Here is a 17,256-nt window from a genome sequence, read left to right as displayed (position 1 = left end):
CATATTGTCACAGCCTACCTGATCCTGGCTGGCCAATTCAGCGCCGTTAGGTTGAAAAGAATCGAGTGACCTCAGGCGATCGCTCAACCTGCTTAACCGCAAATCAGGTAGGCTAATCTACGGGCGATTTTGTGGCGATTTTGCGGCAGCTAGCCCACGCTAATGCGCAGAGGAGGGTTGAGGTGATGAGGCAGCTTTACTTCTTAGTTCCGGGGACAGGCGGCAAATTTGCCTGTGGTGGGCTGTGGGCAGAATTAAAGACTCTCCATCTCGCTCAACAAATTTGCTCTGCTGAAGTCGTCACGTATCGGCAGCGGGAAAACACCACGCTGTTTTTAGACGATGTGCTACAGCAGAAGAACTTAGAAAACATTATTTTTGTCATTAGTTGGGGCTTTGATGTCGGGAAATTGGCTACCAGGCTCAAACCCTATCATGTGATTTATCATGCTCACAGTTCTGGTTATCCGTTTAACCTACCGCCTGGAATTCCGATCATTACCGTGAGTCGTAATACGATGGGTTATTGGGGGCAGCGATCGCCCAATTCGTTAATTTATTACCTACCCAATCAGATTTCTGATCAGTTTCAGAATCTCAATCTTGAACGCGATATTGATTTATTGGTTCAGGTGCGGAAATCTTCAGAATATCTGCTACAAGAACTCATTCCAGCCTTGCGACAGCAGTGTCATGTTTGTGTGGTTGATTCCTACGTCGCAGATCTAGACAAACTGTTTAACCGTGCCAAAGTCTATCTCTATGACTCCGCCGAATATTGGGCGCAGCAAGGAGTAAGCGAAGGATTTGGCTTGCAGCCGATGGAGGCAATGGCTTGTGGCTGTCAAGTTTTCTCCAGCGTCAATGGTGGCTTATCCGATTACTTGGACCCTGGATTTAATTGTCATAAAATTGCTGGCTACTCCTTAGAGTACGACATGCAGCGTATTCTCAAACTGATTAAGACGGCAACACCCATTAATTTGTCAGAGCAGTTTTTCTCTGAGTATCGCACGGCAAATATTATTCAGCGTCTAACAGTAATTTTGCAAGAAGCTAATGAGTTTTTTGATCACAAGCAAAATCACTCCTCCAATATTCCTAGCTTGACCAAAATGCGAGTCAAAACACTGCAACTACAGCGAATCTGGAGCAAGCTAAAACAGAAATATTTTCGGTAGTCGTCAGCAAACTGATGTGGATGGTTGCAGTCGTTTCGGTCTTAACCCTTCGTATTCAAACCTTCGCGTTAAGTTAGAGATATTGCCAGCCCTGCTCAACTCATTTCCATCTTTGGTGCCATGTCCCAGCCCACTCCTACCCCAACCGCATCCAGCGAAGTCAAGCCCGCATCTGTTGGAACGGCCAAAAAAAAGCGTAGAGCTCTCCCACCTAAACTGATCATTCAGTTTGGTAAGTTTACCTGGAGTACCATGTGGCACCTGATGATGTCCCAACTGGCTCCTCGGAATCAATCGGGAGCCTATGTGCGGCCTAGCAGCCAATTCCGCAACTTTATTAGTACAGCGGTAGATAATTCTTACCAACCTGCAATTGGACGCTACAAACTCTATGTAGGGCTAGGGTGCCCTTGGGCGCACCGGACTCTCGTGGTACGAGCCCTCAAGCAACTCGAAGATGCGATCGCGATCACCATTGTCTCTCCTTCCCCCACGGAGGGAGGTTGGGTACTCAACCAACCAGAGTTAGGATGTCGCAGCTTGGCAGATCTGTATGAACTCGCGCAACCAGGTTATAGCGGACGCTGTACGGTTCCGGTGTTTTGGGATATGGAAACCAACACTATTGTGAATAACGAAAGTGCCGAGATCATCGTGATGTTGAACTCAGAGTTGAATCAGTTCGCTCAACAACCAGCTTTGGATCTCTATCCCTCAGATCTCCAGAAAAAGATTGATGCTTGGAATGAGAAAACCTATGACGCTGTGAACAATGGCGTGTATCGTTGCGGTTTTGCCCAAACCCAGGCTGCGTATCAAGAAGCTTGTGAGGAGTTGTTCGGAGCTTTAGATGAGATTGATGCGGCTTTAGAAACGAGCCGTTATCTCTGTGGCGATCGCGTAACTTTGGCAGATGTGCGTTTGTTCACTACTTTATTCCGCTTTGATGTGGTGTATTACGGTCTATTTAAGTGCAATCAGCGTCGAATTCAAGACTATAAAAATTTAGGGCCTTATTTGCGCGACCTTTACCAACTGCCAGGTGTAGCAGATACCTGCAATTTAGAGGCTGTAAAGCAGGACTACTACGGCAATTTGTTTCCACTCAATCCTGGTGGCATCATTCCTCTAGGGCCTGATATTACCAATCTCCGGGAGCCGCATGGCCGCGATCGCCTCTCTAATATCAGATGACACCACATCTTTGTAGTACGGGAGCAACGATATTTTGCAGGGACTGTTTCATATAGATACTTAGTTCCTGAGGAAATGCTTGGAATTCTTCGCTAGTACTTGGGGCAAAACGAACCCCATGTTCATGAACTAGTTTCTGTGCCGCTATCTGGCACTGGTTGAGATAGGCCCGTGCTAACCTGCGTCCGGGACACCACACTTCGTACTTAGCTGAAACTGTTCTTCCTGAGTCATCTTGACGATAGCAATCATGAATATCAACGAAGACTAAATTGTTAGGCTGCGGCACTTTTGTATTGGTTAAAATTCCATCCAGCAGACGGACTCCGTAAATTCGCATCAAATCACGAAATCCTTCGCCGCCTGCCACGCGAAAAATCGCATCCAAAATCGCAGAATCCTCTGGTTTAGCTTCCAGGTACTCCTTCAGCGTTTCTTCCGTGCTTTTCAACATCGCTAGGACGAAGAAAGGTGCCGTGCTATGAACGTAATAATGAATCACCCTATCCGCAAAGGGGCAATTGGCATATTTACCAACAATAAACCCTGTAAGTGATGTGAGGGCTTCGTTGATATACCGCTCCTGTTCTTCAGTAAAAGTAGACTCTACCGTACAGGTTTTAGCACCACCTAAAAATGCGTAGGCTTTTAATCCATATTTACGAACATACATAGAAGTAACGCCTGCTCGTTCGTACCCCCCTCGTTCGATGGTAACTGTATTAAATCTTTGCCGAATATTTTGAAACAGAGTGTATGTATACTGTAGCCGCGTCTGAATAGCGTCGTGAGAATTTGTGTCTGTCATATCGCTTCAAATTCTGCCTCTGTTTAGAAAGTGTTTATAAATGATTGTTTCGGTCTCCCTAAGTCTTCCTTTTTAAAGAAGTTAGGGAGAATCATGCCTACAGCCTGTTTCAGCCTCTTCAAATTCATGTACAAACACCTTTTAACACTTGAAGCAGCCAATAATAGCTACTTAAGGTAAGCAAAATTGTCAGCCCAAAGGGTGTCAGCAAGAAGTCTATAAACTCTAATGCAACTAATAGTGACTTCAACAGCCCTAAAGATAGTTCCATCGCATTTCCTTGGCAAGTTAGCGCTTAAAGCAAGAGAGATAAATAATAAAAGATTCATCTAAAGATATTCTTTCCTTCACCATGCCAACTGTTCCCATGCTGTCGCAGTACCCTCAAGGGTGATTTTTCGGTCACTATAGCCTGAAGGTTGCTCTACCAATGGAGTGAAATGTTACAATTCTGGTTTTTGAAACTTTCATGATAGACCGCGATCGCCCTACCTCAGTTAATTTTGCTTCTCGTCAGATTCGTTTGTGCCTAGATACTGCTGATCCAAAGCAGTGGCAGATTTGGTTACCTACAGGTCTGTTTTACGGCATCACCACCAATCCGCTGTTGCTAGAGCGATCGCAGGTGCCTTGCACAGTAGAACAATTAAAACTGTTAGCTGAACAAGCTTTCGCCCTAGGAGCCAAGGAAATCCAACTCCAGACGTGGGGTGATACTGTAGAGGCATTGGTGAGTACAGGCCAACGCTTGGCAGCGATTGATCAGCGAGTCGTGGTGAAGGTTCCGATCACCCAAGTTGGAACGACAGCAGCAGCACAGTTAATAGCGGCAGGCATTCCCATCACGTTGACTGCTGTTTATGCGGTCCACCAAGTTCTGATGGCTGCGGCGCTAGGAGGCGCCTATGCGGCTCCTTATTTGGGTCGGATCAACGATTTAGGTCATAATGGACGAGAAGATTTAGTGGCAATGCAGCGATCGCTCGCTGGGGTTAATAGTGCCACTCGTCTCCTAGTTGCCAGCATCCGCAGTGTAGACGACATCACCTTTCTCGCCACTCACGGGTTAGATACGTTCACCTTCTCTCCCGCGATCGCCGCTGCCTTTTTTGAAGTTGCTGCTACTCAGCAAGCCGCCACAGATTTCCAGCAAGCAGCATTACGCATTGGAGCCAACTAGCCGGATTATGATCGCGTTTCCAATGGTCCTCGCGTTACCCCTAACTGATTTTGAAGTCGTAATTCTCGCCAAAGTTGGGCACCCGTGATCTCTCCTTGCAGCAGTTGTTGATAGCGCTGAATCGTTTGTGCTACCTGCTCTGGCGCTTCGTTGACAAACTCAATTCGGAAGTGCCGCACTCCTAGCTTCAGGAGATGTTGCACATATTCGGCCCCAGTTTGGGCTGTGCCATTGAACACAGTGTTACGACAGCCCGCATCGGCTTGCAAGATATGTTCTGTGCCAACGCGATCGCGTAGTGTTACTTCATGTTCCTCACAAGGTCGGCCACAGTTGGTATAGTCCGTCCCTTCGGAGAGAAATGCACAAAACACACAATGCTCCATGTGGAACATCGGCATATGTTGATGTACAGTCACCTCAAACCAATCCGCAGGGCAGCTAGTCAACAGCGCTTCTAACTGAGCCATGTTCAAATCATAGGAAGCCGTGAGACGCTCCAACCCATAGCGCTGCTTGAAATAACCTGCGGTTAAGGGATTGGCAACGTTGAGAGAGAAATCACCAATACAGCGATCGCCTCCAAAAAATTGCAACTGGTCATAATTTCGCACCAGATAGCCATCCGCATCGCAAGCTTTCAGCTGTTGCAGAATCCAGTTCTCCCCAGCTTTGGTAATGCGCGGCGGGGCGACATAGATAGAGGGAAGAGATGAAAAAGCTTTCTCATTCTTCTCCTTCCTCACCATTTGGACTGCATCTCGGTAAGCTCTTGGATCTTCAAATTCGCAGTAGAGGGTCTGAATTCCTGCCGCCAAAGCTACTTGTAACTGTTTCAGGTTTCGGACTAGAACTACAAGTTCGGGTGTTTGCACCTGTGAATTAGCCTGAGCTTTGAGCGTAGAGAGAGGTTGAGATAATAGCTCTTGCCAAGAAGCTGGCGATCGCAATTGCCAACGTTTGGGTTGTGCTCTCAATTCCTCTAATTGAACGACCATCTCCCGCCGTAGCCGATTCAATTCACTCACGGGCAGCATAACGTTTCCAGTTATGTGGTTGGTTAGGCCTCCTAGTTCGAAGGGAGTGTTACCCAGCCGCCCTAATTGTTCTTGCAAGCGCTCTGTGGTCAAAGGCTTGTTGTGGGCTTCTACCAATGACATGGTGGATTCCACCTGAACCACATGCCCCAATCCATCACGGGCGATCGCAATTAGGGATTGCCCAACCTCACCGTGAACTTCCACCTGAATGGGACGCTGAAATTGGGGATGCTCGCCGGAATAAGTTTGGCGAATCTCCCGATCGAGTTCGGGGTCATTGGTTTTCCAAACGCGATCGCCCACGTGAATACGGCGGAGGTTCAGCGCCTCGCGACCGAAGGTTAATGTAGCTTCTGGCCCGCGCAAATCAACGGTGTAGATGCGGCCTCCTTCTTCCTTGGCTTCGGGATGACCGCTGTCAAACACAATGCCATCTCCTGGCTTCACTGGAGCTTCCAGCCGCACCGTAATCTGCTCTTGACGGATACGAGTGATTTCGCCCAAATACACTCCCCGCTTCTTGCCAAAGCGAGCATGCACGAGTTCTTGATTATCAATGCCTCGAAACCAGCCCGTCGAAAGCCCCCGTGAGAAAGCCATCTCCAAGTTGTAATGGTCTTGTCCCTGCTCAGTTTGGTAAGACTGTTTGTTTCCCCCTTCCCTGCGGGGGAAGGGGGCTAGGGGGTTAGGTTCTCCCAGACCAGCCATGACGCGATCGAGAGCTTCCCGATAAACCCGCGTGACATTCGCCACATATTCCGGCGCTTTCAGGCGGCCTTCAATCTTGAGGCTAGTAACTCCCGTTTTTACAAGTTCTGGCAACACATCCAACCCTGCCAAGTCTTGAGGGCTGAGTAAGTATTTGCGATCGCCCAAATCCACCGTTTGCCCATCGGCAATCAGCTCGTAGGTCATGCGGCAAGCTTGAGCGCACTCACCTCGATTGGCCGATCGCCCGCCCAATGACTCACTGGTTAAGCACTGGCCCGAATAAGCCACACAGAGCGCCCCATGCACAAACACTTCCAGCGGCAACGCCACTTCTTGCTCAGCAATCTGGGCTTGAATTTTGTTGATTTCTTTCAGAGAGCATTCCCGCGCCAACACGACCAAGTGGCAGCCAAGATCTTTGGCGAATTCCACTCCTGCGGCGCTGGTCACAGTCATTTGAGTGGAGGCGTGAATGGGGAAATCAGGCGACAGATGCCGAATCAGGCGACAGATTCCCACATCTTGCACGATCGCTGCATCTACTCCAGCGGCAATGATGGTGTGGAGATACTGCTCAGCTTCGGTGAGTTCGTTGGGAAAGATCAGAGTGTTGAGCGTGACGTACCCTTTCACGCCGCGTCGGTGCAGAAACTCCATCAGCTTTGGCAAGTCAGCTTCGGTGAAGTTTTGCGCTCGCATCCGGGCGTTGAAGCGATCTAAGCCAAAATAAATCGCATCAGCTCCATTCTCTACAGCAGCTTTGGCACAGTCCCAATTTCCCGCCGGAGCCAGCAGTTCGGGACGATGAAAGGTAGATGAGCTGGAGTCAGTGGCTGGGTGAGCAATATTCATGGGAACTGGCACGAATCAGATGGCGATCGCCAACCGCGAGGGAGTCTTTAGCCATCATATCGTTGTTAGTTTTGAGTCAGGGGCGATCGCTCAGGATTGTTAATTTGAGCTTGCGCGATCGCCATCTGACTAGTTTGGTTAAGCTGCACCCTGATTGCATGGTGGAACTACAGGTTGGTGACAACGCCTGCAAATTTCAGCAAATCAACCATTGTGAACTTGCCACCGTTGCCCAAAGTTGGCTGCCATGCCGGGTCTTGCCGCACGTAGGAATGCCGATCTCCTTCTAGCAGACCAATAAACACCTCAGCCACAATGCGACCCCCTACTGGACCCAAACGCTTGCCATCATCACCAAGCACATCTGCTTCTCGCAGAATATAGAACCAGAGCGGAGTCCGGGTCTCCAATTGATAGGGTTTGAGGTCATCTAAATCTCCTGGGGAGAGGATATCTTCTTTCATGGCTTTGGCTACCCGCTGTCCTGACGGCATACTGAAGGTAAGTTGCCGTAGCAAGTTACGCTGGGCCAATGATTGTGGTTCAGTTCCCGGAATTCCCGGCAAGTCAAAGAGCACCGAAGAAAGCTGAGTATCAATTTTTTTGTTGGGGCGAACTCGCTTATCTCCGAAGTCAAAGAAGGTTTGCCAGTCGATAAACCGACGAGCCGCGCGTTTGCCACCCCGTAAGTCATTGGGGTCGGAAGCATCTGAACTGGGTGAACCCTGGCGACCATCATCAAAGATTAGAGCGATAAATTGACCGCTATCATCTGCCTTGGGGCCAAAGTTAGCGCGGTAGCTGGGGCGCACCTGAGAATGCCCAAATCGATACGCTGCGACAGAAAACTCAACCGGGATAAAGGGCAGATTGCGCCAATCATAGAACTTTCGCCCTTTATCCAGTACCTTCTCCACTATTTTGTGGCCGACTGTGGCAGGGAGAAATTCATGGATGATAATCCACTGGTAGTGCCATCGTACCAAGCGCTGGGCCTCGGCAAATACCTCCATTGGGTTGGTCCAACCCGTTTTTGCTTTCACATGGTCCACCACTGCATTATGAAACTTGAGAAAGGCTAGGTGGAGTTGCGAGACAATCAGGTTTTCATCGTTGCGAGGATCGCCAATCAAGGCAGTATTCTGGCTATTGCGTGGCAAATCGAATTTTAGCTTGCCGTCACGAGCGATCGCATCGGAGCCAGGAATCGGTTCTACTAAGAACTTGATTCCCCCACCATTGCCAGATTGGTCGTACAGGTGAGGCGAGGCATTTGGTCCAGAACCGTATAGATTATCGAGTTCAAGGAAGGGTGCCCGAAAGTTCGCGATCGATTCCGGGTCTTGTTGCCGCTCCAGGCTAGAAGTTGTATCAAAGGTCATATCATGATCGAGGAACTGACCCAAAAACGTGATTCCAGCCGTCAAATTAGGATTATTAGGATTCTCTACGTTCTTCGCTGGGTTAGTGATGAGACCGACTGGATCGTCTAGATCGTCTTTGGGGTCCATAATGCCACCCTTTTTGCCAATGTCCTTCAGGGCTTCCCGGAGCTGGGGGCTATCCATTGCAAAGGGGGGAAGTGAAGGAAAAAGCCGTCCGAACTTGCCTTGGTCGTAGTAAGTGGAGCGAGGAGGATTCTCACCACCGAGAGGCATTTGTCCATGACGAGTCATAATTTATTCTCCTAATGTTAGATCTCTATTCAAAATTTGCTGATGGTGGGTTGCCCTCACCCGAATCAGCGAAAAGTGTATCGAATCTAACTATTTGGACCCAGGAAAAACAAAATCATGACAAGTCTGCACACTTTTTAAAGCTACGTAAACTCCCTGGGCCTGCCACTCACCAGCCGCAAAGTTATATTAAATTTGTCTGCTCAACGGCGATCGCTTCAGGCGCACATTTTCCTCTCAGCAGATAGGTGTTCATCTCTCCTTTTCCCTTAATGGCGATACTGCCCCGCTCCTCAAAAACATACTGCTGTTTCAAGCACTCATAGGTAGTCTCGCTGACCTGAATCTCTCCTGGCAAGCCTTGGGATTCCATGCGGCTGGCGGTGTTGACGGTATCGCCCCATAGGTCGTAGGCAAATTTTTTCAGGCCAATAATCCCCGCTACCACAGGCCCAGTATGAATCCCTGTCCGAATCTCTAGCGTATGTCCTGTCTGAGTGTTGAGCTGCTTCAGCGCTTGGTGCATTGCCAAGGCCATCTGGGCGATCGCGGAGGCATGATCGATGCGGTGTTGGGGTAGCCCAGCCACCACCATGTAAGAATCGCCAATGGTCTTAATCTTTTCCAGCCCATGATATTCGGCTAACTCATCAAAGCGGGAGAAGACTTGGTTGAGTAGGTTGACCACCTCAGACGGTGACATTTGGGTTGAGAGTTGAGTAAAGCCGACAATATCCGCAAATAGCACCGTCACCTCCGCGAAACTATCAGCGATCGTCTGTTGTTGTTTGAGCAAGCGCTCGGCAATGGAGGGAGGGAGGATGTTGAGGAGTAACTGTTCCGATCGCTGTTGTTCTTGTCTGAGCCTGTAGCGAGTTTGGAATTCAGCTTTAGATAGGCGCTCATAGAGATACACCACCAAAGTTGACATGAGACAAATCCATCCCATGTCGAACAGAAAACCCGTGGCTGAGATGTTGGTAGGCAAAAACTGCTGGCTCATAAGCCAACTGGTCGAAAAGAAGAAGGCATAGGCTCCCAGTTGTGAAAGGAGATGGAGCCGCCAGCGAAACGGAATAATTGTGGCTTGAGCAAAGAAGGTAATTGTCCAACCCTTTAGATCCGGAATGATCACCGGATCGAGCGCCGAGGGGACATTGGTGAGCATAGTTATGGACCAAGAGAGTCCCAGAAAGGCGATCGCTTGCTGGCGCTTTCCGACAGGCAATTGCAGCCAGACCAGCCAACTCGCCATGCTCAACGCTGTCAGTAAATTCTTGACTACAGCCGCATTCAAGGAGCGATCGCCCAACATCATTTGGATTAGGTACAGCCCTGTCAATCCTGAAAAGTAGAGTAGCCCCAATCCCAAACCTAAACTTAAACGCTTGTAAAGAAAGCGCCGTCGCCATGCCCAGTAGTTATTAAACTCCACCTCGCTAGGCGCTTCCAGTAGGGTGGGTAACCATTGCCTGAACTGGTGAATGAATTTTCCCACGGGCTTCTTCACACTCTTTGGCTCTCCAATTGGATGGGTCCGCTACCACCCTAAATACTGGCAGTATTCCCAACTCAAAACCTTATAGATTCATTTCCGGAGCCATCCTCGGAGATACTAGAGAAGTAACTAGTACAAACTGGCTGAACCAAGCCAAGTATCTAGCCGTTTTCTAAAGGATCGAGTCCTGTGTCACTGATCGCTGCGATTGAGACTGTCTTTCACAATCCTCCCATTCCCTTTGAGCCAGCCAAACACTCTCTAAAGGCTTGGGCGACTTACTGCCTTAGAGATCGGGGTTTTAAGGTGGTGTATGCTCAAAATGCTGACTTTGCGATCGAACCTCGCACCGGGGACAAGCTCTATTTTAAGGTCAGCCAGAGCGAACCCGAAGCTGAGGGTACTTGTGGTTGGATTGTGTGGAACAGCTCTACTAGCCAGGCAACGGTAATTCCTCCTGCCTTAGCTTAAGCAGGGTTTAGAGTGGGGCGATCGCGCCCTAAGCAAGCTTACGAAAAATCATTAGATGTTGTTGCGGTAGTAAGTTTTTGGTTTCTTGCCAAACTAAACCTACTGCCTGCATCTCCTTCTTGACCTGCCGCTGAGTCATTTTGTGGAGCGCTTTGATCGCAATCAGGGGATTCTCACCTCGGTATTCTACGAGTACCACCCTGCCTCCGAGTTTGAGCGATCGCACCAGCGCCGTCATCATTTCTTGGGGATACTCAAATTCGTGATAAGCATCCACCATTAATGCCAGATCTACGCTGGCAACAGGAAGATGCGGATCTTGCACCGTGCCCAGAACGGGTTCAACATTGGTTGCTTGGTTTTCCTGCTTGAGAAAGTTGAGAATCTCAATCATCTCCGGTTGCACATCAACCGCCAAAACTTTCCCGGTTGGTACCAACGGACTGAGCCGAAAACTGAAGTAGCCTGTGCCCGCTCCAATATCCGCCACCACATCCGACGGTTGGAGATCCAGCGCTTCTACAACTCGTTGCGGTTGCTCTTCCCAACTGCGACTCGACCGCTCTAGCCAAGCGGCTCCCTGATGACCCATCACCTGAGCAATCTCTCGGCCCATGTAGATTTTGCCGATGCCGTCAGAACGGTGGCGATCGCGCTGCTGGTAAACACTGGCAACATCTGCACTAGCGGCAGCAGGCAGGGGACTGACAATGGTGAGCCATAACCCCAAGCCAATGATGACCAGAAACGCGATCGCCCGTTTAACAAGAGCTTTTGATAGCAGAGAGCGATCGCTGATGCCACTCACGCTCATACTTTAGATGCTTCAGCCTCGACTGCTTCTGCCTCAGAAGCCCGCACCTCACTAACTACCTCATAGGTTCTCAAGCTGGGGGGGCTGACAAATAAAGGCAGCAGTTTCTTCAGGATCGATTTATAAGCATCGTTGACGTTGGCTTTCATGCTGTCTTCGCTATCCCAAAGAATCACCGAGATACCTTTGTCAGTGCCTTGTTCTTGCAGCAAATAAGCTTCCTTAAACCCTTCTCCGTAGGTTGAAACTGCTTCGTCATAGAGGCGTTTCGCTTCGGCAAAGGTGCCCGCATGGAACTCACCAATCGCAACTTGGGCGATGCGATGGTTTAAACAGTCGTTGAAATCTGTCATGGTAACTTTCGCAGTGAAATCAAAATTTAGATTTGGACAGGGTAAAAATAGATGCTGGCCCAGCCTTCTAGCTCAACCTTTTGGCTCAGCGCAACCCCACCAGTCTAATGTGGTGTAATACTAGCAATCATCATTCCTGAGACTGCCATCTGGCATGATGGTGTTACAGAACTTAGCGTCACTCAAGTCTGCGCCCTCTAGCTGAGCTTGGTGCAAATTTACCTTCCGTAGGTTGGCCCAAGATAAACGAGCGTGACTCAAGTTGGCTTTTCTTAGGTCCGCGCCGCTGAGTTGAGCGTGATTTAACACCGCTTTGCTCAGGTTGGCGGCACAAAGATCCGCTTGAATTAAACTAGCGCGATAGAGATTGGCTTCGCTCAGATTGGCCTCTCCCAAAATCGCCTTGTTGAGGTTGACACGCTGCAAACGAGACTTGCTTAAATTAGCCCGATACAGATTGACTCCACCGAGGTTGGCATCTTCTAAGTTCACTTTCTGCAAGTTGCTCTTAACCAAACTGGCGCGGCTGAGGTCTACTGCCCCTAATTTCAGCCGTTGCAGGTTGGTTTGGTTTAAGTGAGTTTGGCTAAAATTGCGTTCCCCAGATTGATAGCGCTGCTTCAGTTCTTCAGTATTCATAGCGATCGCTTTCACCCAGTTAAAGATCTCGCTTTTGTAGTGGCAATCCACTACAACCTTCCAGCATTAGGTGTTGATTTCTAGCGTACTGCGAAGTTCACTGGGTAAAGACGATTATTGTAAAAACTCAACTAACTGTTCCAATTTGGCCCAAGCGGCTCCGCTTTGCAGAATTTCTTTAGCGATCGCAACTCCCTTGGCACAAGCATCTAGCGGATCAGCCGTTTCGGGCAGTTGCTCGCCCACTTGTAAAGCCAAGGCCGCATTCAGAGCCACCGCATCCCGTTGAGCGGTTGTGCCTTTTCCTTGCAACACTGCTTTCAAGATCGCAGCGTTTTCTGCTAAGTCCCCGCCTTTCAACGCACTGGTGGGCGCAAACTCCAACCCCAAATCTTGAGGATTCAGCGTCACTTTCTGTACCGTTTGATTAGCCAGCACCGCCAAATCTGTCACATCTGCCAAACCTGCTTCATCTAGCCTTTCTCGCCCATGGAGGACGATCGCTCGCTGGATGCCAAGTTGATTCAAAGCGTCCGCGATCGCATCCACCAGATGAGGCTCGCACACGCCAATGACTTGTCCGGTGGGTCTAAGCGGGTTGACTAAAGGCCCCAGCAAGTTAAAAATGGTACGAACTTTCAAAGTTCTACGCAGGGGAGCCACTCCCTTCAGGGCTGGGTGCCAGCCCACGGCAAACAAGAAGGTAATGCCCACGTTTTGTAGAGCCGCTTGCACCTGTTCTGGACTAGCAGCGAGATTGACGCCTAAGGCTTCCAAGACATCCGCCGACCCCACTTTGCTAGAGGCAGAACGGTTGCCGTGCTTGGCGACAGACACCCCAGCCACTGCCGCCACAAATGCCACTGCTGTAGAGATATTGAACGTTGAAGCGCCATCTCCCCCGGTACCACAGGTATCGATCAGGGGCGTTGAAAATTTTGGCAAAGTCATGCCACTCGCCGCAGACTGGGACTGCAATACCTGGGCCATTCCTGCTAACTCAGTAGCAGACACTCCTTTGGCCTGAATTGCCGCCAAAATTGCGCCTGACAACACAGGTGGAATTATCTCGCTCAGCCAGCCACGCATCAGCGTTGCAGCCTCCTCTGTTGCTAGAGATTGACGGTCTAGCAGTTGTTGGAGCAATTGAGGCCACAATGGCGAGTCAGCGGTTAACAAGCTAGAGTCAGCAGCCGAGGTGACAGACATAGGAGAGACAATTAGGGCGATGAGTTCCTTACGTATAGTACAAGCTGCTGGGGCAGGTTGCGAGGGTACCTCTGAGCGATCGCGGGTGGCAAAAATTTGGTTAATCAATTCTTTACTTGCTGTTACTAAAGTTTGGGCAAAAGTTTAGTTCTAAAACTCAGACAGGATGATAACTTCAGAGTAATTAGCCCCAGTCGCGTGAGTGCGTGATGAATCGATTTTTGGTCCTAGGTGTTGGCAGTTGGATTACTTGGAACTTCCTCCTCTCTTGGGCACAAGCCCAGCCTATTTCCTACCTGCCCTGTCAACCCATCGTGACTGGCTTCAATACCACTCAGCAAGGCGATGTGATCGTGCTCGGGCAACGGAGTGGCTATTCCTATGTGGTCGCAATTCCTTCGCAAAGCCGAGCCACCTTGGATGCAGTGCGGCAATGTGTTCCTGATGCTTTCATCACTCGCTCTAAACTAGGCCCTTATGTTCATGCGGGTTCTTTTCCGACTCGGGCTGGGGCAGAAAGTTTGTCTTGGTTCCTGCGATCGCGAGGCTTAGATTCACGAGTGGTCTACGTTCGCTAATGGTACGTTCATTTACGTCGTGTTAACCCAGCCTTACTGCCTCATTAATCTCCAGTTGCTAATCTGAATCAAGGCCTCTGTGCTACACCGACCTTTGCAGAAGTGAGTGATGAAGTTGGTTGCGATTGATCAGCAATCAACTTCCTCCGTGGAGATGAATGAAACGATTGCAGCCTCAAACAAATTTTCGTCGCTGTCAGGCTATAGCTGGCTTGCAGCATCTCGTCTTAGGCTTTTGCTGCCTGTTAGGAAGCTTTAGCGCGATCGCTCCTGCAACTTTTGCGGAAACCCAACAACTCAGTTTTACGCTCAGCACCGTCGGCAACCAAAGCTTTGATGATTTGATGCAGCAGGCGGAATCGTTGGCTCGAAACACAATTGAGCAAGCTTTTGCCAACAACCCTGAGACGACAGCCGTTGCCGTGAGTGTGCTAGGGGAGCGCAATGGTCAGGAAGTGCCGCTCCTTTTGACCAACGTCTCGCGTGTGAGTTGGCAGCAACAGCCAAGATTGCAACCCTGGACCAAATATTTCAGCCGTCCTTCCATTACGCTCCTAGGCTTCTTAGAGCCGCAAACTACTCAACCTGCCACCGCAACGGCTAGCTTCGTCTCCCAAACCGCCAGAAGCCGATTGGAAGATACCCCTGGCTTTCGAGATGATTGAACTTGAAGATAGGGCTAGTGACAATTTGCAGTTCGTAATTCGTAATTTGAAATCCTAGCGAGTGAGTTGTTACGCTGGAACGAACTGCTGCTAGATCTCGCGAGAGGGAGACATGGCACCTCATCTAGGCCAAGATACGGGGCAAGATCCGAGGCAAACAGATATAAGCGCCTTGCAGTCAGCGATCGCGACCTACTTAGACGCTCATTTTGCCACCGAGCGATTTATGGGCGCGGTATTGGTAGGGCAAAGAGGAGAGATCCTGTTTAGCCAGGGATATGGGATGGCTAACTTGGAACATAGCGTGCCCAACACAACCCACACCAAGTTTCGCTTAGCCTCGCTTACAAAGCAGTTTACCGCTGCCGCAATCCTGCAATTACAAGCACAGGGTTTGCTGGATGTGCAAGCAGCGATCGCCACTTATCTTCCTGACTATCCGAACGGCGATCGCATTACCATTCATCAATTGCTGAATCATACGGCTGGCATTCCTAACTACACTGCCTTTCCAGACTATGCAACCCAAAAACGTCTATCTATGTCTGTGGCAGAGGTGGTGGCTTGGTTCAAAGACAAACCGCTGGAGTTTGAACCTGGAGGTCAATATTGTTACAGCAACTCTGGGTATACCTTGTTGACCCACATTTTAGAAACGGTTTCTGGGCAGCCCTATGCAGAGTATGTGCGATCGCACCTTTTTGAACCTTTGGGAATGACGAGTTCAGGGTATGACACTGATTGGGATATATTGCCGCATCGCGCCTCTGGTTATGACTTGACGGATACAGGGTACGGTAATGCTGAGTTTATCGATATGTCAGTGCCAACCGGGGCAGGGGGACTGTATTCAACGGTGGAAGATCTCTATAAGTGGGACCAAGCATTAGATACAGAAGCCGTGTTGGGCGATCGCGCCAAAGCTCAGATGTTTGCCCCAACAGTGCCAGTGAGTGAGGCGGGGGAGAAGGTTTATTACGGATACGGCTGGATTGTGGCTGAGCAATTGGGCCGTAAACATATCACTCATGGCGGTAGCATTGATGGATTCTGCACGATTATTTCCCGGTATCCCGATGACCAAGTAACGGTGATTGTGCTGTCTAACGTGAGTAATGCGGCAGTGGCGGAGATTGGTTCTGGTTTAGCAGCGATCGCATTCGGAGAGCCTTATAAGTTGCCTAAGGTATATCAAGAAGTGGCAATCGATCCGGCGATTTATGCAGATTATGTGGGCGAATATCAGTTGGCCCCAGAAAAGATTTTGGCGATTACGGCAGAATCAGACCAACTTCTTGTTCAGCTTACTGGCCAGGGAAAACTCAAAATTTACCCTACTTCTCCAACGCACTTTTTCTTGAGGATTGTGGATGCTCAGTTAACTTTTGAGGTAGATGAGCAAGGTCAAGCTCAGAAGGTAACTTTGCATCAATCTGGCCAAGATTTACCAGCTCCTAAAATGCCTAGATAAGGCAGTTATTCTCCAAACTTTAGATCGCCTAGGAGTCAAGGCTCAACGGCTAACATAAAGATTAGCAACCAAAGCCACAGCTCTTTATCGAACACCGATGTTTAGTTTAAAGCCACCTGCGCCATCGCGTCGTGCCTCTGCCCGCACCAACCCCACACGTACCAAGTAATCTCCATTGCTGGGTAAGTTCCCTGTCCAGTTCGTCCCCACATATAGGGTTTCTCCTTGGGGGCTGAGCACAGCAACCTGCATATAGGTGCTATTGCTGCGTAGATCAACAGTCATCCGCTGGCCTGCTCGCGCATTCAAGAGATAGTCTCGCGTTTCATATCCTCGAACACTGCCGTTAACAGTGGCAGCAGAAGTTCCTGGCGCAAAAGAAACTCGCTGAACAGGATTGCCGTTGCCACTGTCGAGCATCAGCAAGTCATTCCGCACCCATCCTCGAACTTTGGATTTGGAAAACTCTACATAGTGCCAGGCGTAGCCATCTGTACCACGAGCTGATCTCAGAATTTGGACGCGATCGCCTGGTATGCCATAACTAGGAGCAGGCGCACTGGTAGAGGGTTGCGATCGCACGTTGATTTGGCTTCCTGGGTTGCCTCGCAGTGTCCCCATTTCTATTTGTGCCAATGCTGGTAAAGCCAAACACAGGGACAACACCAGACCACCCGCCATTGATGAAATCGATCTCAATTCCATAACTTATCCGTTTGAACTGTATTCCACCTATGGAATCAGCAACGTACAGTTCTTTTTCGGGAATGGCTGGGGTTCTTAATTTAAGATATTGTCACTAACAGGACTTACGCAGAGACAGACATAAACTAGAGGCATGAGCTTCACCAAACTGGATTACTGCCAGTACTTACTAAGCAGTCCGATTAACTACACGATGACGAACTTGGCTGAC

The 17,256-nt window shown here is 49.5% G+C and carries 16 protein-coding genes; 7 read left to right on the top strand and 9 right to left on the bottom strand.

Going from position 1 to position 17,256, the window contains the following annotated elements; genetic code table 11:
• Positions 1–185 precede the first annotated feature (185 nt).
• Together H6F90_RS00420 and H6F90_RS00415 are read left to right on the top strand one after the other, a co-directional pair.
• The gene (locus H6F90_RS00420) at positions 186–1,181 is read left to right on the top strand and encodes a glycosyltransferase (protein ID WP_190549232.1); all 996 of its coding nucleotides are present in this window, start codon (positions 186–188) and stop codon (positions 1,179–1,181) included.
• A 120-nt stretch (positions 1,182–1,301) separates the two neighbouring features.
• A complete protein-coding gene (locus H6F90_RS00415) occupies positions 1,302–2,375 on the top strand; it encodes a glutathione S-transferase family protein (protein ID WP_190549231.1) in 1,074 nt (357 codons plus the stop codon).
• On the opposite strand, the gene H6F90_RS00410 is transcribed toward H6F90_RS00415, so the two are convergent.
• Complete coding sequence (locus tag H6F90_RS00410; RefSeq protein ID WP_190549230.1) at positions 2,368–3,048, bottom strand: hypothetical protein; 681 nt, start codon at positions 3,046–3,048, stop codon at positions 2,368–2,370. The two genes, H6F90_RS00415 and H6F90_RS00410, sit on opposite strands and share 8 nt — an antisense overlap.
• 604 nt (positions 3,049–3,652) lie before the next feature.
• Between H6F90_RS00410 and H6F90_RS00405 the strand changes: the two genes are divergently transcribed.
• Entirely contained in the window at positions 3,653–4,363 is a 711-nt protein-coding gene (locus H6F90_RS00405) for a transaldolase family protein (RefSeq protein WP_190549229.1), read from the top strand.
• Positions 4,364–4,368: 5 nt separating this feature from the next.
• Here H6F90_RS00405 and H6F90_RS00400 read toward each other — a convergent pair whose 3' ends face one another.
• From H6F90_RS00400 to H6F90_RS31325, 3 genes are all read right to left on the bottom strand, one after another.
• On the bottom strand, positions 4,369–6,966 hold the full coding sequence (locus H6F90_RS00400) for a U32 family peptidase (RefSeq protein ID WP_190549228.1): 2,598 nt from the start codon (positions 6,964–6,966) through the stop codon (positions 4,369–4,371).
• A 167-nt stretch (positions 6,967–7,133) separates the two neighbouring features.
• Entirely contained in the window at positions 7,134–8,642 is a 1,509-nt protein-coding gene (locus tag H6F90_RS00395) for a heme peroxidase family protein (RefSeq protein WP_190549227.1), read from the bottom strand.
• A gap of 184 nt (positions 8,643–8,826) precedes the next feature.
• Entirely contained in the window at positions 8,827–10,152 is a 1,326-nt protein-coding gene (locus H6F90_RS31325; protein WP_190549226.1) for an adenylate/guanylate cyclase domain-containing protein, read from the bottom strand.
• Positions 10,153–10,329: 177 nt separating this feature from the next.
• Here H6F90_RS31325 and H6F90_RS00385 point away from each other — a divergent pair, with 177 nt between their 5' ends.
• Positions 10,330–10,611 (top strand): hypothetical protein, encoded by a 282-nt coding sequence (locus H6F90_RS00385; RefSeq protein ID WP_190549224.1) that lies wholly within the window; start codon positions 10,330–10,332, stop codon positions 10,609–10,611.
• Between the two features lie 28 nt (positions 10,612–10,639).
• On the opposite strand, the gene H6F90_RS00380 is transcribed toward H6F90_RS00385, so the two are convergent.
• The 4 genes from H6F90_RS00380 to trpD all read right to left on the bottom strand — a co-directional run bounded on the left by H6F90_RS00380 (position 10,640) and on the right by trpD (position 13,734).
• A complete protein-coding gene (locus H6F90_RS00380; protein ID WP_190549222.1) occupies positions 10,640–11,425 on the bottom strand; it encodes a class I SAM-dependent methyltransferase in 786 nt (261 codons plus the stop codon).
• Positions 11,422–11,778: an antibiotic biosynthesis monooxygenase gene (locus H6F90_RS00375; RefSeq protein WP_190549220.1), complete on the bottom strand. Its 357-nt coding sequence runs from the start codon at positions 11,776–11,778 to the stop codon at positions 11,422–11,424. Before H6F90_RS00375 ends, H6F90_RS00380 begins: the two co-directional genes overlap by 4 nt.
• A gap of 120 nt (positions 11,779–11,898) precedes the next feature.
• The gene (locus tag H6F90_RS00370) at positions 11,899–12,417 is read right to left on the bottom strand and encodes a pentapeptide repeat-containing protein (protein WP_190549218.1); all 519 of its coding nucleotides are present in this window, start codon (positions 12,415–12,417) and stop codon (positions 11,899–11,901) included.
• 114 nt (positions 12,418–12,531) lie between these two features.
• Positions 12,532–13,734 (bottom strand): anthranilate phosphoribosyltransferase, encoded by a 1,203-nt coding sequence (trpD, locus tag H6F90_RS00365; protein ID WP_370587907.1) that lies wholly within the window; start codon positions 13,732–13,734, stop codon positions 12,532–12,534.
• Between the two features lie 101 nt (positions 13,735–13,835).
• On the opposite strand from trpD, the gene H6F90_RS00360 reads away from it, so the two are divergent.
• From H6F90_RS00360 to H6F90_RS00350, 3 genes are all read left to right on the top strand, one after another.
• Entirely contained in the window at positions 13,836–14,204 is a 369-nt protein-coding gene (locus H6F90_RS00360) for a hypothetical protein (protein WP_190437723.1), read from the top strand.
• 158 nt (positions 14,205–14,362) lie between these two features.
• A complete protein-coding gene (locus H6F90_RS00355; RefSeq protein ID WP_190549216.1) occupies positions 14,363–14,869 on the top strand; it encodes a hypothetical protein in 507 nt (168 codons plus the stop codon).
• A gap of 112 nt (positions 14,870–14,981) precedes the next feature.
• Positions 14,982–16,340: a serine hydrolase gene (locus H6F90_RS00350; protein WP_190549214.1), complete on the top strand. Its 1,359-nt coding sequence runs from the start codon at positions 14,982–14,984 to the stop codon at positions 16,338–16,340.
• Between the two features lie 84 nt (positions 16,341–16,424).
• On the opposite strand, the gene H6F90_RS00345 is transcribed toward H6F90_RS00350, so the two are convergent.
• Positions 16,425–17,045, bottom strand: coding sequence for an SH3 domain-containing protein (locus H6F90_RS00345; RefSeq protein ID WP_190549212.1), 621 nt, complete (start codon positions 17,043–17,045; stop codon positions 16,425–16,427).
• Positions 17,046–17,256: the final 211 nt, after the last annotated feature.

The sequence above is a fragment of the Trichocoleus sp. FACHB-591 genome (genome assembly GCF_014695845.1).
Classification (GTDB): Bacteria; Cyanobacteriota; Cyanobacteriia; order FACHB-46; family FACHB-46; genus Trichocoleus.
This window is presented reverse-complemented; position numbering and strand designations above follow the sequence as displayed.